General features: G+C 30.0%; 19 protein-coding genes. 6 read left to right on the top strand and 13 right to left on the bottom strand.

The features are described 5' to 3' along the window. Positions 1-7: 7 nt before the first annotated feature. From deoC to queG, 9 genes are all read right to left on the bottom strand, one after another. Entirely contained in the window at positions 8-751 is a 744-nt protein-coding gene (gene deoC, locus I1A51_RS14310; protein ID WP_196895076.1) for a deoxyribose-phosphate aldolase, read from the bottom strand. Between the two features lie 158 nt (positions 752-909). After that, on the bottom strand, positions 910-1,662 hold the full coding sequence (locus I1A51_RS14305; protein ID WP_196895074.1) for an energy transducer TonB: 753 nt from the start codon (positions 1,660-1,662) through the stop codon (positions 910-912). A gap of 103 nt (positions 1,663-1,765) precedes the next feature. Continuing rightward, entirely contained in the window at positions 1,766-2,491 is a 726-nt protein-coding gene (locus I1A51_RS14300; RefSeq protein ID WP_196895073.1) for an energy transducer TonB, read from the bottom strand. A gap of 52 nt (positions 2,492-2,543) precedes the next feature. Continuing rightward, the gene (locus I1A51_RS14295; RefSeq protein ID WP_196895071.1) at positions 2,544-2,936 is read right to left on the bottom strand and encodes a VanZ family protein; all 393 of its coding nucleotides are present in this window, start codon (positions 2,934-2,936) and stop codon (positions 2,544-2,546) included. Continuing rightward, positions 2,908-3,288 (bottom strand): glycine cleavage system protein GcvH, encoded by a 381-nt coding sequence (gene gcvH / locus I1A51_RS14290; RefSeq protein ID WP_196895069.1) that lies wholly within the window; start codon positions 3,286-3,288, stop codon positions 2,908-2,910. The genes I1A51_RS14295 and gcvH overlap by 29 nt, the downstream gene beginning before the upstream one ends. A gap of 30 nt (positions 3,289-3,318) precedes the next feature. Beyond that, positions 3,319-10,491, bottom strand: a complete 7,173-nt coding sequence (sov, locus tag I1A51_RS14285) for a T9SS outer membrane translocon Sov/SprA (protein ID WP_231374047.1) — start codon at positions 10,489-10,491, stop codon at positions 3,319-3,321. Between the two features lie 4 nt (positions 10,492-10,495). Next, positions 10,496-11,077: a Holliday junction branch migration protein RuvA gene (gene ruvA / locus I1A51_RS14280; protein WP_196895067.1), complete on the bottom strand. Its 582-nt coding sequence runs from the start codon at positions 11,075-11,077 to the stop codon at positions 10,496-10,498. Positions 11,078-11,115: 38 nt separating this feature from the next. Beyond that, complete coding sequence (locus I1A51_RS14275; RefSeq protein ID WP_196895065.1) at positions 11,116-13,395, bottom strand: NADP-dependent malic enzyme; 2,280 nt, start codon at positions 13,393-13,395, stop codon at positions 11,116-11,118. 91 nt (positions 13,396-13,486) lie between these two features. Then, a complete protein-coding gene (queG, locus tag I1A51_RS14270) occupies positions 13,487-14,413 on the bottom strand; it encodes a tRNA epoxyqueuosine(34) reductase QueG (protein WP_196895063.1) in 927 nt (308 codons plus the stop codon). A 209-nt stretch (positions 14,414-14,622) separates the two neighbouring features. Between queG and I1A51_RS14265 the strand changes: the two genes are divergently transcribed. The 3 genes from I1A51_RS14265 (at position 14,623) to I1A51_RS14255 (ending at position 17,629) form a co-directional block, all read left to right on the top strand. After that, entirely contained in the window at positions 14,623-15,747 is a 1,125-nt protein-coding gene (locus I1A51_RS14265; RefSeq protein WP_196895061.1) for a hypothetical protein, read from the top strand. A gap of 65 nt (positions 15,748-15,812) precedes the next feature. Continuing rightward, on the top strand, positions 15,813-16,790 hold the full coding sequence (dusB, locus tag I1A51_RS14260; RefSeq protein WP_196895059.1) for a tRNA dihydrouridine synthase DusB: 978 nt from the start codon (positions 15,813-15,815) through the stop codon (positions 16,788-16,790). A gap of 185 nt (positions 16,791-16,975) precedes the next feature. Further along, the gene (locus tag I1A51_RS14255; protein WP_196895057.1) at positions 16,976-17,629 is read left to right on the top strand and encodes an SdiA-regulated domain-containing protein; all 654 of its coding nucleotides are present in this window, start codon (positions 16,976-16,978) and stop codon (positions 17,627-17,629) included. A 46-nt stretch (positions 17,630-17,675) separates the two neighbouring features. Here the strand turns inward: I1A51_RS14255 and I1A51_RS14250 are convergent, their stop codons facing one another. Next, positions 17,676-18,278: a short chain dehydrogenase gene (locus I1A51_RS14250; protein WP_196895055.1), complete on the bottom strand. Its 603-nt coding sequence runs from the start codon at positions 18,276-18,278 to the stop codon at positions 17,676-17,678. Between the two features lie 94 nt (positions 18,279-18,372). Here I1A51_RS14250 and I1A51_RS14245 point away from each other — a divergent pair, with 94 nt between their 5' ends. Beyond that, positions 18,373-19,083, top strand: coding sequence for an SGNH/GDSL hydrolase family protein (locus I1A51_RS14245; RefSeq protein WP_196895053.1), 711 nt, complete (start codon positions 18,373-18,375; stop codon positions 19,081-19,083). Between the two features lie 32 nt (positions 19,084-19,115). On the opposite strand, the gene I1A51_RS14240 is transcribed toward I1A51_RS14245, so the two are convergent. Next, the gene (locus I1A51_RS14240) at positions 19,116-20,075 is read right to left on the bottom strand and encodes a quinone oxidoreductase family protein (protein ID WP_196895051.1); all 960 of its coding nucleotides are present in this window, start codon (positions 20,073-20,075) and stop codon (positions 19,116-19,118) included. 108 nt (positions 20,076-20,183) lie between these two features. After that, on the bottom strand, positions 20,184-20,492 hold the full coding sequence (locus tag I1A51_RS14235) for an ArsR/SmtB family transcription factor (RefSeq protein ID WP_196895049.1): 309 nt from the start codon (positions 20,490-20,492) through the stop codon (positions 20,184-20,186). Between the two features lie 101 nt (positions 20,493-20,593). Between I1A51_RS14235 and I1A51_RS14230 the strand changes: the two genes are divergently transcribed. Then, positions 20,594-21,430, top strand: a complete 837-nt coding sequence (locus I1A51_RS14230) for a helix-turn-helix domain-containing protein (RefSeq protein WP_196895047.1) — start codon at positions 20,594-20,596, stop codon at positions 21,428-21,430. Positions 21,431-21,547: 117 nt separating this feature from the next. After that, positions 21,548-22,099: a carboxymuconolactone decarboxylase family protein gene (locus I1A51_RS14225; RefSeq protein ID WP_196895045.1), complete on the top strand. Its 552-nt coding sequence runs from the start codon at positions 21,548-21,550 to the stop codon at positions 22,097-22,099. 89 nt (positions 22,100-22,188) lie between these two features. On the opposite strand, the gene sppA is transcribed toward I1A51_RS14225, so the two are convergent. Further along, the gene (gene sppA / locus I1A51_RS14220) at positions 22,189-23,943 is read right to left on the bottom strand and encodes a signal peptide peptidase SppA (protein WP_196895043.1); all 1,755 of its coding nucleotides are present in this window, start codon (positions 23,941-23,943) and stop codon (positions 22,189-22,191) included. Positions 23,944-24,041: the final 98 nt, after the last annotated feature.

Here is a 24,041-nt window from a genome sequence, read left to right as displayed (position 1 = left end):
TATTGAATTAATATCCTCCCGTGGCAGTTTTACCATCTGCTATTTTTTTTGCAGAAGAAGTTCCAATTCTTGTAACACCCATTTCAATCATTTTCACAGCATCTTCATAAGATCTTACTCCTCCAGCAGCTTTTGCTTGTAATGGTTTTGCATTTTCTACAATTAATTCCATTCCTTCAAATGTTGCTCCAACTGGACCTCCATCTTCTCTTTTAAAGAAACCTGTAGATGATTTTACAAAAACTTGTGTTGCTTCTTCTTCTGAGAAATTATCTAAAACAACATCACGAATTAATTGTGTTAAAGCAACTATTTCTTCATTTGATAAAGCTGCAATTTCAATAATCCATTTTACAATTTTTCCGTTTTCTAAACCAATTTTTGTTCCTTTGAAAACTTCTGCTTTTACTAAATTGATTTGCTCATTTTTAAAAGCTGTGTAATTCACCACATAATCTAGCTCATCAACTCCATTATCAATTGCTTCTTGTGCTTCTTTTAATTTGTCTTCAACAGAAGCTGTTCCTTCGTGAAAACCAATTACAGTTCCTACAACAACATCCGCATTTGCATCTGTAATCATTTTTTTAGCCATAGAAACAAAATTTGGACGAATCATGACTAATTTAAAGTTATTTTCAATAGCTTCATTAACTAAATCAACTACTTTTTGTTCCGTTTCTTTTTCTGAGATTCCTGCTTGCTCTGGAGTTTTTAAGTAAGTAGAGTCTAAATACTGATTTACATTCATAACTTTCTTGTTTATCAAATTTTACACTACAAAAATAAAATAAAAAATCCCGTTAAACACAGGATTTTCAATATAATTGATTTATTAAAATAAATAAGTTTTAAACTTATTCTTAAATTCAAAAACTAAAGCTTAATGACAAGTTAAAAAGTAATTTTTTAGTCTACATAAAAACTGATTGGTAAAGCATATTTTACTTTTACAGGTTTATTATTCTGTTTTCCAGGAGTCATTTTCGGAAGTCTGTTAATCACTCTTTTCGCTTCTTTTTCTAACTCCTTGTGTGGTGCTGCTACTCTTGAAATTTTTACATTCCCTTCTTTATCAATATTAAATAAAACGTTGATTCTCTTTTTACCAGAAGTTAAACCAATCTCATTTGCAATATCAGCATTAAATTTTCGATTGATAAATTTTCTTACTCGATTTTCAAAACAAGCTTTTTTCTCTTTATTTCCTTTTGCCTTTTCACAGCCTGGAAATACTGGAACTTCTTCTAAGCTAACAAAACTATATACTTTGTTATCTTCTTGCTCAATTTCCTCTGTTTCTTTTAGGTTTAAAATGTGATCATCTAAATCTTCTACTTCTTCATCTGTTTCATTCATGATTTGAGATTCAATGATTTTAGTATCATCTTCCACAACTTCCACAATATCTTTTAAAATTGCTTTCTTCGTTGGAACTTCTGTTTTTTTCTTTTCAACTTTAACTTTCTCTTTTTCAATTTTAAAGTCGTTCATTGTAAACTCTACATTTTCATCAATTGTTATCTCTGTTTCCGCTACTTTTACTTCCTTTTTAATTGTTTCATGCTGTAAAATCACATATACAATAAATAAAGATAATACTAATGATAAGTGTAGAAAAACTTTTGAATAATTTGACATGTCGTTATTTTTTAAGCTCATAGTTAAATTTTTTAAAATGTTAATGAATTCTTAAAAACAAAATATATGCCAAAAAAAAATCTAGCTAAAAAGCTAGATTTTTTTAATATTATAATAACATTGACTATTCTACGTTGAAAGAAATTGGTAAGCTATATTTTACACCTACAGCTCTACCTCTTTGTTTTCCTGGAGTCATTTTTGGAAGTGTCTTAATTACTCTCTCTGCTTCTTGTTGAAGTCTTTTGTGAGGAGCTCTTGAACGGATTTCTGATATATTTCCGCTTTTGTCAATTTTAAATTGAACGATAATTCTTTTCTTTCCAGGAGGTAATCCAAGCTCATTCGCTAAGTCAGCGTTAAACTTTCTTGCTACGTGCTTTTGGATTTTTTGTTGTAAACATTTCTTTAATTCACTCTTACTACCTTTACACCCTGGGAAAACAGGAACTTCCTCAATAATTGCGAATGGTACATCCTCAATTACTTCTTCTTCCTCTTCCTCCTCAACGATTTCTTCTACTTCTACTGCTTCTGTCTCATCTGTCTCTGTAGATTCGATGATAGTCTCTTCGATTTCTTCGTCATCTTCAACAACTTCAATTACTTCTGGAGCTGCTGGCGGTGGCGGTGGCGGTGGTGGTTTTACCTCGATAATACGTTCTGTGATTGGGATATCTTCTTCAACCTCTTCTTGTAAGATTGAATCTCCCAAGTCAGAATACGTTTTGTCATAAGTTTTCTTTTCGATAGCTATATAAACTATGACTAACGCTAAAACCAACCCCAATTGCATAAACAATTTGGTGTAATTCTCTAAGTTTGCTTTTGGGTTCTTTTTAACTTCCATTTTAAAAATTTTATAGGTCTGCTAATATAATAATTTAAACTCGGCTTACAAGTTAAATTTCTCTAGTTCCAAATTTACGGTGCAATATATTAAAAAATACAAAAGCAATCAAAACCCCTAAAGTATTTGCTAAACCATCGTACCAATCAAATTCTCTGCTTTCCGTAATTGTTTCCTGAAGAATTTCAATAAACATGCCAAATATAGCAATTGTTATCAAAAGTAGTGTGTTAAAATTTCTTTTTTTAAAAGAAAGATTGAATGTTAAAAGCCAGAAAAATGTTAAAATAAAGTACATTAAAACATGAGCTATTTTATCTGTACCCTTTGTTTTTACAGAAACTTGAATAGAATCTGTAGGAACAATACTTATTACAACAACGGATATTGTAATAAGTATTGTGATAATTAAAGCATTACGCTCCAATAATTTCTTTATACGCATCAGCATCTAAAAGATCTTCAATTTGAGATGTATCAGACATCTTAATTTTAATCATCCATCCTTCTCCATAAGGATCTTTATTTACTAATTCTGGCTCATCTTCTAACGCTTCGTTAAATTCAATTACTTCTCCAGAAAGTGGCATGAATAAGTCAGAAACGGTTTTTACTGCTTCTACAGACCCAAATGTATCATCTTTATCAACATCTTCATCTAATGTATCAACATCAACGTACACAATGTCTCCTAACTCACTTTGTGCGTGGTCAGTAATTCCTACGATTGCTACGTCTCCTTCAACTTTGATCCATTCGTGGTCTTTTGTATACTTTAAATCTGCTGGGATATTCATTGTTATTTATTTTTATTATTTAGTTATTAATTAATTTCCAATAGTATATCTAACGCTTAAACCTGCACTAATTGACTTTCTTGGGAAAGTAGTAGAAATGGCATATTTTGAAATATTTTGATCATAATAGAAAGAAGTAATTAAACTTCTACTTAGATTATAATCTGCAGAGAATTTGATTGCAATAATTTTCTGACCTCCTGTAATCTGATCATTTTCTTGCTCAATTTCTCTAATCTGCGTTAAATCATCTCTTAAAGAGAATGTAGCTTTCAGATTTAAATCACCTTTTAATTTTGTTGGTTTCCCAGCAAAACGCATCTTCATTTTTAAATCTTTTACAATATATCCAATTCCGATTTCATACTCTGTTCCTCTGATTTGCGTCAGTGTATTATTATCAAAATTCAAAGTTAAGGATCTATCTTTATTTATTCTACCTGAGAACGAAAAAGAATTCTTCATTTTGATATCAACTTTCACTAATGGGGAAAATTCTTCAATCATACTAACATTTGTGAATAAATACTTTCCATAATAATTTCCAGCAATATCCTTTTGATTATCCAATGGATTATACTGTAAATTGTTTGTATAACTTGATATTGCAAAAATAGAATTATATCCATGAGTAACTGTAAAACTTCTAAAGTTCTTTTTAAACCATTTAAAGTTCATCAGTCCTTTATATGTTAATTTCCAACCTGGGAAAGGTACATCTTGGCTAAATGCGTTTAAGCTTACATTATTCGCATCTTGTCCAGAATAAGCGGCTAAGAATGCAGGTAATAAAACTTGTTGACTCGTAGATCCATATCCATCTTGATATTGTTGTGTCGAAGTTCCAGCTAATCTATTTGAAATAATTAATCTATTCTCTCTAAATTGTCTAAAAGCATCATCACCTCCTTTATCAAATGCAGTACGAATCATATTATTACTAATACTATATCCTCCAATTTGATATTCTGGTGAATCTAATATTTCACGAATTTCTGTTCCAGCAGAGTTATTATATCGAATAACATCTAATTGTTGCGAAATATCTTTCGTATAAATTCTAGAACCAAATAATTCAACATCTAAATCTTTAAATGGTTTTACATCTAAAGAATAATCTAATTTTTCGTAATGAGTTCTACTATACGTTTTATTATAATAAGGATCATTTAAATCACTATTAATATCATCTAAATCAACAACATTCCTTGTAATTAACCATCCATTTCTTAAAGCTCTTTCACGAATATCTGCTTGACTACCAAAAACAAAACCAATTGTCGGAGCTAATCCTCCACCAAAATTATCTCTTCCTAAGAATCCGATTTCTGGAGCATAACCTGGTAAGAATGTTCCATTGTTTTCTAAATAACTAATTTTCGCTTTCTTCACAGAAGTAACAACATCCACAAGTCCTTTTACTACTTTTTGCCCTGTAGAAAGTTTATTTCTTCGACCTCTTTTATTTTGATTTTTAGTAATTCCAATATTTGATTGTTTCTCTAAACCTGGCGTTCTTTTTAATTTAGAAGTACCTTTTTTACTTTTGCTTTTTCTAAATAATTTATGAACTCCAATTTTTCTATAAAGCTTTGTAAAGTTTAAATCTCCTGAAATATTATGCGTATTTGAGTTTTGAATAGTATTTCCTATTTGATCATAATATTGTGGAGATATCGCTTGCCAATCGAAATCTGCTGTATACGTATAAGTCGCTCTTACAAATTCTAAATAAGGAATTTTATCTAAAGGAATTTTATAAGTTCCTTCTAATTTTTGGTGATAATTATTTGGTCTTCCAATTTCAAAAATATTATCAAACACTCTATTTTCATCATCAATCTCGAACTGATCATTTACATAATAATTTGATGCTTTAAAATTTACTTGTAAAGATTTTGATAAATCATAAGCAAAACCATAATCCCAATCAAACATATATCTTCTCTGAATTAATTCTGGTAATTCTGGTAATCCTTCAATTAAAGTTCTTGATTGTTGCGAATTATAATTTCTATTAATATTCGTATTTACCGAAACTGAAGTTGGTAATAAATTAAAGTTGAAATCTCTAATTAATTTTAAATATTTACTTTTCTTAATTAAACTCCAATTCTTTAAAGGTTGAATATATTTCGGTTGTAATGTATAATTATACGAACCTGAAAGTTTCACATTCTGATCTAAATATTTCTGAACATTATAATCTTTATGATACATTTCATTATAAGCTCCAGAAACAGAAAGATTTTCTACATCATAAAATTGTGGTTTTCTAGTAGAATTTGGATTTCTTTCTTTTCTAACATTAATTAAACTTATACTTCTTCTCTTCGTATAATCTTGTGCATCCTTACTATTCGGATTTACATCTTTTGCATCATCAAATAAAACATCTTGAAATTGTGGATCGTATTTCGGATCTCTGAATTCTTCCGAAATTCCATAGTTAAACGGTAATTGAATTCCCCAATGATTTGGTAATAATTTACCCATATTCACATTGGTAACAATATCATATTGCTTAACATCTTCTTGATTTCTTTCATTTAATCTCTGCTCAATTCCACCAAAACCAATTGTTTCAATTCTACCAGTTGCAGAAATATCAGCAAAATCAGCTAAGTTTGCATCTGTACTTACCACAGTTGCCCAACCTCCATCATTTTCAAATCCTGAAGCACGGAATTCATCATACCAAAGTTCAAAACTCTGAACATTTCCAGAATCATTCTTCACTCCAAGCATCATTGTTTTCACATTTCCTAAATTCGGATTACCTTTTACTCTAATCACATAATTTAGTCCTAAATCTCCAAACGGATCTGGTTCTCCATAGGCTGGATACAATTCATTCACAGGTGGATTAGAAGGATCATCAAATCTTAATAATTTTAATTTTCCAAATAAATCTAATGCTGCCTCAATATTATTTTCAACTGGCCAAATTTCTTCTGGTGTTGTAGCTGTATAAGGCGTTACTGTTAATGGCATCTCAATCTGATAGAAGTTTTCATTCAAATCACTTCCTAATCGAATAATTGCTTTTAATTCATCCGATTCTACTTGTGGTTCTGTCTGAATTCCTTCTAAGTGTATAAACATTTTCAGTTTTTTATACATTCTTAAATCGAGACTTGTATTCTTATAAATTCCCCTCGCTTCATTTGCGGGTAATTCTCTAATTTTTACGGAAACAGATTGCTCATTTTGTTGCTGAACAGTCGTATTTCCTTGTAATTCTTCTCTTACAATTCCTGGAGGTAAAACATAAGGAATCGGAACTCTTGTAGCATTTTCTTCAATATTTACAACTCCAACCTCGAATTTATTTAATTCTGATGTTGGAAGTGGATTGAATGGTGATTCTACTAATTCATTTTTATATCTTCTCCAATCTCCACGAACTAATTTTAAATCTGCTAATCTTAAAACAATTGGCATTCTAAATTTTGTCATGAACATACGAATGAAACGAATTGATTGGAAATCTGAAATTCCTCCAATCGCAACTCCTGATTGATTTACAGGAATTCTAAATTGTAACCATCTGTAGTTTCTTGGAGCTGTTCCATCTTCTGGATTTACTGTTACTACTTTTTCATCTACAATATGATTTTGTCCAACAACTAAATCTGATTTTGCCATTGAAACTTTAAATTGCCAATAGCTTTCCACCGTATTCATCGTTTGATCTTTATTCACATCCTCTACATCTGGATAAGAAGTTGCTGATGTTGGGTAAGATTCTGGTGAATTATCAATTGTAGGTGAATTTCCTTGTGTTTTATTAAAATTTTGATAACGAGATAGTACAGAAGCATCTTCAGCATCATAAACACTACTTCTATAAAAACGATAGTTATCTGTTGATGGATCTTCAAAACTTGCAAATAATGGATTCGCATTTTGAGCAAAATATTCTTTCTCTCTTGTATCATTTAATCCATCAAATCCAATATCTTGATTTGGTCTTGCTTCATCACTTTCATCAAAAGCATATAATAAAGATTGGTTTTTTGGAATATATCCAAAATTGTTTCCAGACTCTAATACATTTTCTCCAACAATTTGATTTCCATCTCCTGGATATCCATTTTCATAAACTTTTCTATTATCTTTTAATATATCCTCAGAAATATTTCCTAAGTTAAAATATAAATCTCCAACTTGGTTCGCTGGATTGAAAGGATCCACTCCTGCTGGTAAACCTTCCGCTTCTGTTATCGAATAGTAATCATATGGATCTTGAATCCAAAACTGAATATATTCAATATTCGCTTGATCAAAATTAGTTGTCGTCAATGGACGCATAATTCCTCCCCATCTTGATTCTGGATCAGTAAGATATCCTTCTTCTCCAACTTCTGGCTCATCATAATTATATGTTCCTCTGGTAAAAGGATAATATGCTAAATCTAATGTTCGAACAATTGATGATTGAGTAATATCTAAATCTTGCTCTGGAAAAATTTCATTATAACGAATTCTACGAACCTCTGCTCTTGATAATTCTTCTTCATCAATATTTCCAGGTTGCAAAGATCCTCCATAAAATAATTGATCAATTGTATACCAAGCTAAATTCGCACGTTTTGCACCATAAGATAAATCATTCGCATCACCACCTAAATCTAAATCTGGCTGATGTTGTGGTGTACTTGCTAAATACCATTGTAAAGGTGATGAAATATCTAATGGAATTTGTGAACCTTCAAAATCATCAATATATGCATTTGCTTCTCCACCTTCTTTAATTGCTTTTGGTTGCCCAGGTTTTAAATAAGCAAAATCTCCTCGAACAGAAATATTCGAAGGAACATCTGTATCAATATTTGGAAGCTTATTTACTAGTTTTGTTAAGAAAGGAACTTCTGTTCCATATGTAGCATTAAATCCAAAAATCGAGTTGTTAATCGGTTCAGAAGCTAAGTTTACTTTTTGTGTTAAAGGTCTTTCACTTAAATTCAAAAAAGAAGCACCAACCTCAAATTTGTCAGAAAATTTGTGTTGTACATCAACTCCAATAAACGATTTATCTTGCGCAGCAAATGTTGAATTATTTTCTACAGAAACTTCAATTGGTGCATTCGATGCTTCTAAAGAAGGATTGATAATTTGTACACGACCAATTTGATAATCTACAACATAGTCAACTCCTTCAACAAGTTCTCTTCCTCCTGAAGTTACTCGAACCGAACCTGGAGTTACGTTAAACGCACCAAGAGGAATTCCTCCTCCTCCACTATCTGATTTATAATAACCTTTTAATAAATATTTATCTCTTTGCTGGAAATTATTTTTGGCAAAAGCCTTTGTTTGTCTATAAAGCTCTCTAAATAAATAATTATCATCTTGCGGATCTGTTAATTCTCCAGCCATCCAATCACCAAAAGGTTCTACTTCTGGGAAAATGATATAACCTTTTTCAGAATTTACAGTAATTCCTTCTATATAATCGAAATACCCATTTCCTTTATTTCCGGGAATGGGCGTTCCATATTGATCTAATCTATCCAAACGAACAAGGTTCATAATTGTTCTTTGGTTTACAGGATCGTTTGTTCCTTCTCCTGTAATAGCATTTTGAAGTGTATTAATTGCAACTCCAGTTGCATCATCTTTATATAATAATTCAAAACGGAATCCTTCTTCTTGTAATTGATAAGCTCCTAAAGAATAAATATTTTTCATCATCAGATTCCACATCGGAACATCAGTTGTAATGATTTCACTTCTTAAAAGCTTTACTGCAATTGCAGCTGGCGCAATAACTCCATCACTTGAAAGTTCTCCAACTTTAAAAACTTCCTCACTTCCGTTTACCGTATATTCAAAAGCAACTGCAAGAATATCACTTTCTCCTAATTTTCTATTTAAAGAAATATATCCTAATTGTGGTTGTAATTGGTATTCAGAAGGACTTAAAAGTCTTGCATTCTCAAGTAAAGAGAAATCTCTTCCTTGTTGCATATTATATCCACCTTGTAATGCCGCAGACGCAGTTGCAATATCACGAATTCCACTTGTATTGGTTAATTCATTTACAATGTTATTCGCTCCATTTGAAGGATCTCTTGGTCCAGGAATCGGAACAACTCCAGGAGCTCCAATATGATCAACATTTCCTTCTGCCAAATCTGCAATCGCTACAATATTTCTTACATTTTGTGTTGAAGAATTTCTATTTGTAACCCAAACTTCAATTTTAGTAATGTTTACATTACTTGAAATTAAAGGTAAATTCGCTAAAGCATTATTATAATTTTCTCTAAATTCTTGTGCTAAGAAAAAGTGTTTATTATCATCATAATCCGAACTTAATAATTCAAATTCTTCAATTGTTGAACTACCTTGTGCATTAACTGTTTTTAACTGAGACCTTTGTCTTGCAAAAACTCCAGTCACTGTTGTTGGACCAAATTGGAATTGAGTTTTAACTCCAAATAAATTCTGAGCTCCAGCAATTAATGAATTTTTCATAGGCATACTTACGTTACCTACTTCAATTTTTTGTAGAATATCATCCTCTGTTGGCGTATATTCTAATTTTAAAATATTTTGGAAATTAAACGTCGATTGCGTATCGTAATTTATCGTCGCTTGTAATCTTGTTCCTACTTTTGCAATTAAACTTGCACTAATTTGTTGGTCAAAATCGAAAGTAAAACTACTTCTATTTCTTTCTGAAAGCTGTGGATTTTCAACTCTTTGAGAAAGAACTCCCATTTTTATTAAAATAGTTGCTTGTGGATTTACTTCTACAGTATTTCCTCCAAAAATAGATTCGAAAAATTTACTATTTACATAATACGTTGGTAATAAATCTTTTTGCGCCTCTTTACTTCCTTCTTTCTTCGGATTTAAAGCTGAAATTTTAGATTTATAATATTCCAACATGTCTTTTTTCAAACGATATTCCTTGTATTGCTCTTCCGACATGTAAATAGGATGTGTAATGTAGTAATCTCCTATTTTCTCTAAAATGACATATTGTTTTAAATCAGGATCATAAATAACTTCTTTATTAGCTCCATTATTTAAAAACAAACTTCCATCTTGAGTATTCTTGAAAGTGTATTTTAAACTATCTTTTTTAGTATTATTTTCATTACCAGTTTCCTGAGCTATAATCAGGGAAGTAGGTAAAAAACTAAAAAATATAACAAGTAGTAATTGCTGTATCCAAGTATTTTTTTCCAACGTGCTATAAATTTTTTAATGCTTTTTTAATTAGGTTCTCAACATCCATACTAGAATCTTCCTTAAGTATTTTATCCAATACTTTTTCCGCTTGCTTCTTATTAAATCCTAATACTTCTAATGCAGATAACGCCTCTTCTTTGTTTGTATTGTTTTGAACTAAAGAAACTTCTTCTAAATCGTAAGTTTTTAGTATTTTATCCTTTAATTCAATAATCACTCTCTGTGCTGTTTTGATTCCAATTCCTTTAATAGATTTAATCAAAGCCACATTTTCTGATGCAATTGCTTCTTGGATTTCTCTGGTTGTCAAAGACGACAACATAGTTCTTGCAGTATTTGGACCAATACCTGAGACAGAAATAAGAAATCTGAAAACCTCTCTTTCTAATTTATTCAGAAAACCGTAAAGAGTGTGTGAATCTTCCTTTATAGACAAGTGTGTATAAAGCATCACAGATTCGTTATCACCTAATTTTGAGTAAGTTTGCAATGATATATGCAAAAAATAACCCATACCATTGCATTCCACAATGGCATAGGTTGGATTTTTTTCTATTAATTTTCCTCGTATGTGAGTAATCATTTCAGCTGGTTAGTGTTTGAAAGCTCAAATGTAAGAAATTATTGCTTAATTTTCATCTTTTCCTGAGCATCCACTACTGCTATACATACCATATTTACAATTTCGTCCACACTTGCACCTAATTGAATGATATGTGCAGGTTTAGCAAGTCCCATTACAATCGGTCCAATTGAATCAATTTTGTTTAATTCTTTCATCAATTTATAACTGATATTTGCCGACTCTAAATTTGGAAAAATCAATCCATTTACTCTTCTATCTGTTAATTTTGAGAATGGGAATTTTCCTTTCATCATTTCTGAATTTACAGCAAAATCCGCCTGTACTTCTCCATCAATAGAAACTTCTGGATGTGATTTGTGAATTAATTCTACAGCATGTGAAACTTTTCTTGCAGATTCAGATCTTGAAGAACCAAAATTTGAAAATGATAACATTGCTAAATGCGGATCTAATCCAAACATTTTCATCGTCATCGAAGTCATGTGTGCAATCTTTGCTAAATCATGTGCAGAAGGATCAATATTCATCGTTGTATCTGAGAAGAATAAAGGACCTTGAGAAGTTAACATTAAGTTTGTAGCAGCAACTCTTTCTACTCCTTTTGCTTTTCCAATTAACTCAATCATCGGTTTTGCAACAGAAGGATAGTTTCTAGAATATCCTGTTACTAAAGCATCTGCATGTTCACAATTTACCATCATTGCAGCAAAGTAATTACGTTCACGCATCCATTTTTGCGCTTCTAAATAAGTAACTCCTTTACGCTTCATCTTATCCCAATAAAGCTTTGCAAACTCATCTCTTCTTTCATCTTCTGTATCGCATTTTGGATCAATAATTTCAACATCTGCATCGAAATTTATTTGCTCCATCATGATTTTGATGATGTTTTTATTTCCTAATAAAATTGGAATTGCAACGCCTTCGTCATGAGAAATTTGTGCAGCTTTTAATACGTCTAATTGATCTGCTTCTGCAAAAACAACTCGTTTAGGATCTGTTTTTGCTCTGTTTGTCAACATACGCATCATTTTGCTTCCTGTTCCAAGACGCTCAGCTAATTCTTCTTTATATCTATTCCAATTTGTAATTGGCTCTGTTGCCACACCAGATTCTATTGCTGCTTTTGCAACTGCTGGAGGAATTTCTTCAATAAGTCTTGTATCAAATGGTTTTGGAATAATATAATCTCTTCCAAACTGAATATTTGTTTCATTATAAGCAATATTTACTTGCTCAGGCACTGTTTCTTTTGCCAAATTAGCTAAAGCATGAACAGCAGCCATTTTCATTTCTTCATTAATTTTTGTCGCTCTAACATCTAAAGCTCCTCTAAAAATAAATGGGAAACCTAATACATTATTTACTTGGTTAGGATGATCTGAACGACCAGTTGCCATAATGATATCATCTCTTGTTTGAATTGCTAAATTATAGTCAATTTCTGGAGTTGGATTTGCCATTGCAAATACAATTGGATTTGCAGCCATTGATAAAATCATCTCTGGAGAAACCACATTTCCTTTAGATAACCCAATGAAAACATCTGAATTTTTCATTGCTTCTTCTAAAGTATGTACATCTACATCTGTAGCAAATTCTGCTTTTTGAGAAGTTAAATTATCTCTGTCTTTACGAATTACTCCTTTACTATCACACATGATAATATTTTCAGGACGAACTCCAAGAGCAATATATAAACGAGAACAAGAAACTGCCGCAGCTCCTGCTCCATTTACAACAACTTTTACTTCTTTAATATCTTTTCCAGCAATTTCCAAAGCATTTTTTAATGCTGCTGCTGAAATAATTGCAGTTCCATGTTGGTCATCATGCATTACAGGAATATCTAATTCCTCTTTCAATCTTCTTTCGATTTCAAATGCCTCAGGAGCTTTAATATCTTCTAAGTTAATTCCACCAAAAGTTGGCGCTATTGCTTTTACTGTTTCAACAAATTTATCAACATCTTTTGCATCAACTTCAATGTCAAAAACGTCAATATCTGCGAATATTTTAAAAAGTAATCCCTTTCCTTCCATCACAGGCTTTGATGCTTCTGCTCCGATATCTCCTAATCCTAAAACAGCTGTACCATTTGAAATTACCGCCACTAAATTTCCTTTAGCTGTATATCTATAAATATTCTTTTTGTCTTTGGCAATTTCTAAACAAGGCTCTGCAACTCCAGGTGAATATGCTAAAGCTAAATCTCTTTGTGTAGCATATTTTTTCGTAGGTACTACTTCTATTTTTCCTGGTTTTGGTTTTGCGTGGTACAAAAGTGCTTCACGTCTTTTTCTTGAATCACTCATAAAATTAATTTTACTTTTGATAGACAAATATAATTATTCCATTATTAGATAAAATATTTTTAGAAAGGATTTTCATAAAACATGACTTATATTATTTTTTAAGAAAATCAATATTTCTTTGCAATCCTGTATATTTTGTTCTTTTTACAGCCGATTTTTTGAAAACTTTTCTAAAAACCTCTTCTGTAATTTCTTCCCAATCTTGATACTTCATCGTTAGTAAATCTGGATGTGGTTCAAACAAAGGTTCATTCATTGGAGTCGAAAATCGATTCCAAGGACAAACATCTTGACAAGTATCACAACCAAACATCCAATCGTCAAATTTACCTTTCATTTCCGTTGGTAAATTATCTTTTAACTCAATCGTAAAATACGAAATACATTTACTTCCGTCAATAGTATTATTTGGTAAAATTGCTTGTGTCGGACAAGCATCAATACATCTTGTACATTTACCACAATGATCCGTTTCAAACGGATGATCATATGCCAATTCAATATCTACAATTAATTCTGCTAAAAAGAAAAAAGAACCTGCTTTTTTTTGAATCAAAAGCGAGTGTTTCCCTGTCCAACCCAATCCTGCTTTTTTTGCCCAACTTCTCTCCATAACTGGAGCAGAATCTGTAAATGCTCTTCCGTTAATTTCGCCAATTTCTTCATTCATAAACTGCATTAATTGTCGCAATTTATCTTTTATCACATGATGATAATCTTGACCATAAGCATATTTTGCAATCTTATAGGAATCTGGATTTTGTTGTTCTTTAGGAAAATAATTATATGCTAAAGAAATTACCGATTTTGAACCTTCAACCAACAATCTTGGATCTAATCTTTTGTCAAAATGATTTTCCATGTATTTCATTTCTCCATGATAACCATTCTTTAACCAAGTCTCCAAATTCTTTGCTTCTTCTTCTAAAAAAGTTGCTTTCGCGATTCCACAAGCTGTAAAACCTAATCGTTCTGCTTCTTGTTTAATTAATTGGCTATATGTTTCTCTCTGACTCAAAATCTTTCTATTCTAAAATCTTTCTTCTAATGGAAAAAGGCTGCAAATTTAGGAAATAAAAACAGATTTCTAATTCTTTCTAAATTTCAAAAAACCTTCTTTCCTAAACTTTTCTAAATTGCTAAACCAACGTTAATTATGATTTCTTAAAGAAAATTCTTAAAAACTAAAATTTAACTTAAAGATTGTGTTTTTAAATAAATATGTAGATGAAATATGTCAAATACATTGCATTAATCTTTATTGGATTTTGTATTTATTCTTGTTCTTTACTTAAAATTGATACAGGAACAAAACCATTACCTAAAAGATATTTAAACATCCGAATTGCAACACAAGAATATGGAAATCTAATGTTAGATCGCATTGAATATGCTTCTGATTCCATTATAAAATTAACTGAAAATAGAAAGACCGAATTAGAAGCTTTACAATGGAAATTAAATGCTTCTATTGGAATTTCCAGAGTTGCTTATCAGATTTCTCCAGAATTAGCACTTTTAGATACTTGGGCTTACGCTATTGAAATGGAAAACTTGATCAATTCTTCTGATGGAAAAAAATTATTTGGGAATTATTATCAAGTTGCAAAAGATGCCATTGTTTTAAATCGAAAAGGAATTGAAGAAATTGCTTTAAAACAACTTCCAAAACGAAAAGAACAAAAATACTTAGATTTTGTAAAAAAACATGCTAAAAATTTTCCGATGAAAAGCTTAAAAATGAATCATGAACCTGTGCGTGAATCTTTTTTAACTTATACAAACACACCTGATAGTTTAGCTGTACAATCTGTTGGTTCTTTGGCTGAAGTTGTTGCTGATTTTTCTACAACAGTTGCATTTACAACAAATAATACCAAAAAACAATTTCTTTGGGAATCACAAATTCTCGCAAAAGAAAATGGTTTAGACACTTTAAATTTTAATCGAGTTGCAGACAGTTTAAATCTTCGAATGATGGAATTAATCGCTGTCGCAGAAGAAAGTCCAGAACTTCTCGGAGAAGCTATTGAAAATTTCCAACAAGAAACTAAACCTATTTTTGATAATATAAATCGACAAATTGAAACAGTGTTTGATGATATTGAAAAAGAAAGGATTGCAATAGATAGTATCATTAGCCGTGAAAGACGAATTATTATGAATGATATCAATGGTTTAAGCGAAACTGTTGTAGATAAAGCATTATCTCATGTAGATAAAATCATTCGAGATATTTTATTTTATGTGGTTTTAATTCTCTTTGTTATTTTCTTTATTCCTTTTACTTTAGGCTTTTTTGCTGGACGAATTTTTACTCGAAATAAGAAGAAAAAAAATCTAGATTCTTAACATTAAACAAAAATTTTTCTAGTTTCTATTCTAAATAGTATCTTTGCAGCCTTAAAATTAAGGCTTTGGTAAAAATAGGAGACATAGAATTAGGAGATTTTCCTTTATTATTAGCACCAATGGAGGATGTTAGTGATCCACCTTTTCGTGCATTATGTAAAGAGCAAGGAGCAGATGTTGTTTATACAGAATTTATTTCTTCAGAAGGTTTAATTCGTGACGCTGCAAAAAGTGTGATGAAATTAGATATTTACGAAAAAGAACGTCCTGTAGGAATTCAAATTTTTGGAGCAAATTTAGATTCGATGCTACGAACTGTAGAAATCGTTGAAAAATCAAATCCAGATATTATTGACATCAATTTTGGTTGTCCTGTAAAAAAAGTAGTAAGTAAAGGAGCTGGAGCAGGTATTTTAAAAGATATCGACTTGATGGAAAAACTTACTGCGGAAATGGTAAAAAGAACTCATTTACCAATTACTGTAAAAACTCGTTTAGGTTGGGATCATGATTCTATTAAAATTGTAGAAGTTGCAGAAAGAATTCAAGATGCTGGAGCAAAAGCAATTTCTATTCATGGAAGAACAAGAGCGCAAATGTATAAAGGTTTTGCAGATTGGAAGCCAATTGCTGAAGTAAAAAACAATCCAAGAATGCATATTCCTGTTTTTGGAAATGGTGATGTAGATTCTCCTGAAAAAGCTGTTTTAATGCGTGATGAGTTTGGATTAGATGGAGCGATGATTGGTCGTGCAACTATTGGAAATCCTTGGTTTTTTAGAGATGTAAAACATTTCTTTAAAACTGGAGAACATCATGAACCTGCAACAATTGCAGAACGTGTTGAAGTTGCTCGTCGTCATTTAGAAATGGCAATTGCTTGGAAAGGTCAGGCTCTTGGAGTTTTAGAAACAAGAAGACATTATACAAATTATTTTAAAGGAATTCCACATTTCAAAGAATATAGATTGAAAATGGTTACTTCAGATGATCCTGAAACAGTTTTCAATACTTTTGATGAAGTTCTTCAAAAATTTGGATAAAAATATTTCGGAAGCTACCTAAAAGGTAGCTTTTTTTATATAGTTTTTTGAAAACATTTCTAGATATTTATTAATTTGTATTTACAAACGAAATCAAATTTATGAAACGATTTTATACTTTTTTTATCAGTATTCTTTTTTTGTCTTTTATTTCAATTTCTTGCAATTCAACAGCCCAAAATAAATTGAAATTAATAGAAGTTCACGATTTAGAAATCAAAGAACCTTCTGGAATTTCTATTTCAGAAAGTGAAAACACCTTATTTATTGTAAGTGATAATGATGGAGCGATTTATGAAACAACTTTGGCTGGTGATGTTCTTTCAACAATCGAATTGGATATTATCGATTTAGAAGGAATTACATATGATTCTAAAGAAAATCTTTTTTGGATTATAAGTGAAAATAAAAGAAAATTATATGCTGTAAATATGGAAGGAAAAATTGTTGAAAAACATAAAATTTCTGGAAAACAAAAACATAAAAACAGTGGTTTAGAAGGAATTTGTTTTAATCCAAATGATAATTTTCTTTATATATTAAATGAAAAAAGTCCGAAACAGCTTTTACAAGTTTCTACAAAAGGAAATGTAGAAAATACGATGAAATTACCTTTTACAAAAGATGTTTCTGGGATTTTCTGCGATAAAGATAATTCTTTTTGGATTGTTAGTGATGAATCAAATGTTGTTATTCACCTTTCAAAAGAAGGTGAATTAATAGAAGAATTGCCTATTGAAATCCATCAAGCAGAAGGAATTGTTATTTCAAAAAAAGGAACTGTTTATATTGTAAGCGATGCAGAAAATCGTTTATATGAATATCAATTAATGAAATAAAATCTTAAGAAATAAATAAAAGGAAGATAAATATTTATCTTCCTTTTTATTCATAAACTCTTATAATTTCACCGTTTACTCTTCCTTTTACACTTCTTACATAAGCATTGATCACTTTTCGCATAGGAATGCAATTATGACCTGGAAAGAAATCTTTGTATTTTTCATAAGCATCTTCCACAAAATCTGGCGAAACAACATTTATTCTACAATCATTTTCCAATTCTAAAGCTGTTGCCAACACAAAACTATGAATTCCACCATTTACCATTGCAGCAGCAGTTGTCATATAAACAGGATCATCTGCTAAAACTCCAGTTGTCAAAGTAATAGATCCATTTTTATTTAAGTATTCTTTTCCGATTCTGACAATATTTACTTGTCCCATCAATTTACTTTTAATTCCAATATAGAAATCTTCTTCTGTAAGATCATTCAAAGGAGCCCATTTTGCTTCTCCAACGATAGATATAATAGCATCTATTTTTCCTATTTTTTTAAACATTTCTTTAATAGAATTGATATTCGTAATGTCGACAGAAATTGTTGGTGTTGTTCTTCCAACTACAATCACCTCATCTGTTGCTATAAAATGTGCAGAAACTTTTCGTCCGATTGTCCCTGTTCCTCCTATGATTAGTATTTTCATTTTTACTTTTTTTTCTTTATTGAATTTACTAAATATTCTAAACATTTACTTTAAGGATAGTTAAATATTACTATTTTTGAAAAAATTTTAAAACATGAAAAAATTATTTTTTACATCTCTTATTTTACTTTTATTTTCTTGTGATAAAAAAGATGATAATCAAATAAAGTATGATGAAAATGGAACTTATATTGGTTCTAAAAATAATCCACCACAAAAAATGAACATTATGTTCGTTGGAAATTCTATAACAAAAACTGGAACTGCACCATATATTGGATGGAATGGAAATTATGGAATGGCAGCAACAAATATCAACAATGATTACGTTCATGTTTTAGTTAACAAATTAAAACAAGATCAAATTGATGTAAATTTCAAAATTTATAATGTTGTTCCTTGGGAACATAATTTTAATTGGGATTTAAGTAAAAGAGATACTATGTTTGAAAATTTTGATACAGATTTAATTGTTTTAAGATTAGGTGAAAATGCAGGTCATTCAGAAAATTACTATGCAGAATTTGAAAAATTAATTCAACATTTTGAAAATAAAAATCCAAATCAATTAGTCATTACAAATAATTTTTGGATTGCAGAATTCAAAGATAGTATTCAGGAAAAAGTAACTTTAGATAGGGGTCATAGTTTTGTGAATATAAATCCAATTGCTAAAGACTCTATCAATTATGCATACGATGAATTCGAAAACTACTTTGTTGCTCGACATCCGTCTGACGAAGGAATGGAAGCAATTGCAAAAGAAATTTATAAAGCAATTGATTATTCTAAAATGAAAAAATAAAAAAAAGAGGTAATTAATTTTACCTCTTTTTTTTATGGAATCAATAAAATCTTATTTGAACTTTTTCCACTTTCCAAATATTCATGTGCTAACTTTCCTTCACTCAATTTAAATTTCGTTGGTTCTTTAATTTGCACTTTTTTTTCATACAACATTTTAAAAAGTTCGTTTGCTCTTTTTCTTCTTTCTTCTCCTGTTTTTAAATAACTCCATAAATCTCCTCCAACTAAAGTTTTACTTGTATCCATTAACATTCTCGGATTTACAAATTCTGGATCACCTCCACTCATCCCGTAAAAAACTACAGTTCCTTTTTCCTGTGTTATTTCAAAACTATCTTGAAGTGTTTTCCCAACACTATCATAAACAACAGATACACCGTTTCCTTTTGTTAATTCCAAAACAGATGATTTCCAGTGTGCATTTAAAAGAATCGCTTTGTCTGCACCTGAATCTAAAATTGTTTTAAGTTTTGTTTCATTTCTAGTTAAACCAAAAACAATTGCATTTTTGTTTTTACACAATTGCGTTAAAAATTGTCCAACACCTCCAGAAGCTGCATGAATTAATACAATATCATTTTCAGAAACATTATAACTATCATTTACTAAATAATCAGCAGTTAAACCTTGTAATAAAACAGAAGAAGCTAATTCAAAAGAAATATAATCTGGCAATGGAATAATATGTTCTTCTGGAACCAAAACATATTCTGCATTCGAAAAAGGAACATCAACAAAAGCAATTCTATCTCCAATTTTGTATTTATTACAATTAGATTCTTCAATAATTCCTGCTCCTTCATATCCTACAATAAATGGCGGATTTCCTTTTAAATGATAATTTCCTTTCCTCCTATAAATATCAGCATAATTTAATCCTATTGCTTTTGTCTTTACTAAAACAGAATTTTCAATCAAATTAGGTTTTGCTATTTCTTTATATTTTAAAACTTCTGGATTTCCAAATTTGGAAAATGTCAATGCTTTCATTTTATCTATATTTGTTTTTCATATCTATAAATCGAAAATTATAGATATGTTTATTTAAAAAAGAAGCTATTTAAATTATTTCATAAATAATCTTATAGCTTTTATATTTTATAATTCGTACTTAATTGTTTGAAGATATTCTTGAACTGTTTCTTCTTTTCTCTTATAATATGTCCATTTTCCATGTCGTGTTGGAACAACCAAATCTACTTTATGCATCATGGATAAATAATGAGAAATAGTAGATTGTGACAAACCAACTTTCTTTCGAATGTATTGCACACAAACACCATCATCAAAATGACCTAAATCTTCATGTGGTGGAAAATGTTTTTCCGGTTCTTTAAGCATTTGTAAAATTCGCAAACGAATCTCATTAGAAAGTACTTTGTTTATTTCAATTATATCTATTTTCATTTTGCAAAGATAAAAACATATCGAAAAATATCAATATGTTTTTTTATGCTTATTTTGTAAGATATTCTACAAATCATCTACTTTTAATAAAAACGAGTTTTATGTTATTTCAAGGTAAAAAAAATGAATATTTAAGAATTGAAGATATTACTTCAAAAAATTGTCATTTCATCAAGGAAAATATTGAAAGTTCATTAACGCTTATTTGGTTTACAAAAGGAAAATCAGAAATTTCGATAGATAACCAAAAATATATTTTTCAAGAAAATGATATTGTTTTTCTTACGGAATATCATAAGGTGATTATTCATCAAATTTCTCATGCAAAAATGATTCGTTTTAATCGTGATTTTTATTGTATCGTGGATCATGATTCTACAGTTGGTTGTAAAGGAATTTTGTTTTATGGAAATTCTCGACTTCCAATTATGCATTTGCCAGCAGAAGAATTGGAAAAGTTCGAAACATTAATGAAAATGTTTGAAATGGAAATGTTTTCAAAAGATGAACTTCAAATGGAAATGCTTCAAATGATGTTAAAAAGAACTTTGATTCTATGTACACGTTTTTATAAAGAAGCAAATCAAATGGAGCAAGTTGAAAATTCTAAATTAGATATTGTTCGAGAATTTAATTATTTAGTCGAAAGTAATTATAAAAAAATTCATTCTGTATCCGAATATGCGAAAATGCTTCATAAATCGCCAAAAACATTAACCAATTATTTTTTAAAATCTGGCGTAAAAAAACCTTTACAAATTATTCAAGAAAGAAGAGTTTTGGAAGCGAAACGTCTTTTATCTCACACTTCAATGCAAATAAAAGAAATCGCATATGAAATTGGTTATAATGATGTACAATCATTTAGTCGATTTTTCAAAAAACAAGAAGGAATTTCACCGCTTCAGTATAAAGAAAAGTATGAATCTGCTCTTTAAAAATACCTAAAAGGAAAAACGGTTAACACATAGGGAATTTTTGCCTATTTCCACCTTTTGTTCTTGTCGCATCTTTGCAATGTAATGTTAAACAAGTAATAAACAAAAGAACGAATTATGGAAAGATTTTCAATACCAACAAAAGATCAAGTATCAGAAAACAATCAAGCGATTTTTGACAACTTAGAAAAAGCATTAGGTTTTGTACCAAATTTATATGCATTTTATGCAAAAAATGACACTGCTTTAGGAGATTATTTAAATCTTCAAAACAGAAAATCAACATTAAAAGCAAAAGAAAGAGAAGTAGTTAATTTGATTGTAAGTCAGGTTAACAACTGTAAATATTGTTTATCAGCACATACGGTTTTAGGGAAAATGAACGGATTTTCGGATGAACAAGTATTAGAATTACGTTCAGGAAATGCATCATTTGACACAAAAATTGATGCTTTGGTAAAATTCACTAAATCTGTAGCAATTAATCGCGGAAGAGCATCTGAAGAAGAAAAAGAAGCATTTTTCAACGCTGGTTATACAGAAGCAAATATGATTGATGTTGTCATTATCATAGGAGATAAAATTATCAGTAATTATATTCACAATTTAACTGGATTTGCAATTGACTTCCCAGTAGCGGAGGACTTACAATTGACGGAGGCAAATTAATCATTGCTTCTCCATTAATCAGTTATTTTTCAAATTTCAATGTTCTAAAAAAAGCTGTCAATAGTAAAATTTGACAGCTTTTTTATTTCTTATTTAATTTCCATTAAAAAAGGTAATCTTGCTTGAATTCCTTTCATCGAAGATAGCTCTTTTATGTTCTTATATATTGTATAATTAGCTTCTCCTAGTTCTTCTTTTAAGATAGATTCTTTAGAACTCATAAAAGGATTTAATTGTAATGATTTTTTAAAATCAATTTTATATTTTGGATAATTTGCAATTCTATAATCCGAAACTTCTCCTAATTCCGCAGCTTTTTTAATTGCTTTTTCCAATCCTCCCAATTCATCAACTAATCCATTTGCTTTTGCTTCTGATCCAGACCAAACTCTTCCTTGTGCAATTTCATTAACTTGCTCGAAAGTCATTTTTCTTCCTTCTGCTACTCTATTTACAAATGTTTTATAAATTGTCTCGATTCCTTCTTTTGTTACATTGTAGAAATCTTCTGACATTGGTTCGAATAAACTATAAGGTTTTGTTTTGTTTGTAGAAACTTGTTCGGCATTAATTCCGATTCTATTTGCAAATTCACTAACATTTGGAACTGCTCCAAAAACTCCAATAGATCCAGTAATTGTAGTTGGTTCTGCAAAAATATAATCTGCATTACAAGAAATATAATAACCTCCAGATGCAGCAACATTCCCCATAGAAACAACAACTGGCTTTTCTTTTTTCGTCAATTCAAGTTCTCTCCACATAATATCTGAAGCCAAAGCACTTCCTCCAGGAGAATTTACACGTAAAACAATTGCTTTTACATTTTTATCTTTTCTAGCTTTTCTTAAAGCTTTATTGATTAATTCTTGTCCAATTTTATTTTCGTCTCCTTCTCCATAGATAATTTCACCTTGTGCATAAATTACAGCAACTTTATCTTTTGCAGTTTTAACGATTTTTCCTTTTCCTGATTTAATATATTTCGCTAAAGAAATTTGGTTTAAAGACTCTGTAGAATCTGTTCCAACTTCCACTTTTAAATTATCGATATAAGTATCTTTATAAATAATTCCATCAATTAATTTATTTTCCTTCGCTAATTCAGGATTTCTAGCTAATAAATTATCTGCAATTTCATTTAATTTATCCATCGAAATATTTCTACTTTCAGAAATATCTTCTAACATATCTTTCCAGATTGCTTTTAAGAAAGAAGTAATTTGTTCACGATTCGCATCACTCATTTTATTTGCGATATAAGGCTCTACAGCACTTTTATATTTTCCATGGCGAATCACTTCCATTTTAATTCCATATTTATCTTCAAAATCTTTATAGAAAAGAACTTCAGAAGAAAGTCCCATAAATTCCATTCCACCTACTGGATTTACAAAAACAGAATCGGCAACAGAACTTAAATAGTAATTCTTTTGATCATAAACATCCGAATAAGCTTTGATGAATTTTCCAGTTTCTTTAAATTCAATCAATTTTTTACGAATTGCTTCTACTTGCGCAACTCCTCCACTTACAGAAGTAGTTTCAATACTAATTCCTTTAATTTTCGGATCTGTTTTTGCGTTTTCAATTGCGTTTAATATTTCGTTTAAAGAAAGTTTATCAGGTGTTAAACCTAAAATTTCTTCAAATGGATTGTCTTCTTTTGGAGCGTAATCTTTGATTGCATTTGACAAGTCAAGTTTTAAAACTGAATTTGTCTTCACAACAACTTTTTCTTTTGTATCAAGTGAGAATATTACAGCGAAAAATAAAATAAAAATAATTCCAGCAGCAATAAAAAAACCTAAAATGGAAGCTACTAAATTTCTTAAAAATTTCATGTATAGATTAATTTTTGATTTATAAATCATTTATTACAGACATCAGTCTGTCAAAATAGTTAAATGTTACAAAGTAAGCAGATAATTGTAAACTTTTA

The organism is Aureivirga marina (assembly GCF_015767265.1).
Classification (GTDB): Bacteria; Bacteroidota; Bacteroidia; order Flavobacteriales; family Flavobacteriaceae; genus Aureivirga; species Aureivirga marina.
Note: the sequence above shows the minus strand (reverse complement) of the source record. Positions and strands in the feature narration are given on the sequence as shown.

Bases quoted from the DNA above. Each gene is read 5' to 3' on its own strand.
- deoC (WP_196895076.1), bottom strand. From the start codon at position 751: ATGAATGTAAATCAGTATTTAGACTCTACTTACTTAAAAACTCCAGAG.
- I1A51_RS14305 (WP_196895074.1), bottom strand. From the start codon at position 1,662: ATGAGCTTAAAAAATAACGACATGTCAAATTATTCAAAAGTTTTTCTA.
- I1A51_RS14300 (WP_196895073.1), bottom strand. From the start codon at position 2,491: ATGGAAGTTAAAAAGAACCCAAAAGCAAACTTAGAGAATTACACCAAA.
- I1A51_RS14295 (WP_196895071.1), bottom strand. From the start codon at position 2,936: ATGCGTATAAAGAAATTATTGGAGCGTAATGCTTTAATTATCACAATA.
- gcvH (WP_196895069.1), bottom strand. From the start codon at position 3,288: ATGAATATCCCAGCAGATTTAAAGTATACAAAAGACCACGAATGGATC.
- ruvA (WP_196895067.1), bottom strand. From the start codon at position 11,077: ATGATTACTCACATACGAGGAAAATTAATAGAAAAAAATCCAACCTAT.
- I1A51_RS14275 (WP_196895065.1), bottom strand. From the start codon at position 13,395: ATGAGTGATTCAAGAAAAAGACGTGAAGCACTTTTGTACCACGCAAAA.
- I1A51_RS14265 (WP_196895061.1), top strand. From the start codon at position 14,623: ATGAAATATGTCAAATACATTGCATTAATCTTTATTGGATTTTGTATT.
- I1A51_RS14250 (WP_196895055.1), bottom strand. From the start codon at position 18,278: ATGAAAATACTAATCATAGGAGGAACAGGGACAATCGGACGAAAAGTT.
- I1A51_RS14245 (WP_196895053.1), top strand. From the start codon at position 18,373: ATGAAAAAATTATTTTTTACATCTCTTATTTTACTTTTATTTTCTTGT.
- I1A51_RS14240 (WP_196895051.1), bottom strand. From the start codon at position 20,075: ATGAAAGCATTGACATTTTCCAAATTTGGAAATCCAGAAGTTTTAAAA.
- I1A51_RS14235 (WP_196895049.1), bottom strand. From the start codon at position 20,492: ATGAAAATAGATATAATTGAAATAAACAAAGTACTTTCTAATGAGATT.
- I1A51_RS14230 (WP_196895047.1), top strand. From the start codon at position 20,594: ATGTTATTTCAAGGTAAAAAAAATGAATATTTAAGAATTGAAGATATT.
- I1A51_RS14225 (WP_196895045.1), top strand. From the start codon at position 21,548: ATGGAAAGATTTTCAATACCAACAAAAGATCAAGTATCAGAAAACAAT.
- sppA (WP_196895043.1), bottom strand. From the start codon at position 23,943: ATGAAATTTTTAAGAAATTTAGTAGCTTCCATTTTAGGTTTTTTTATT.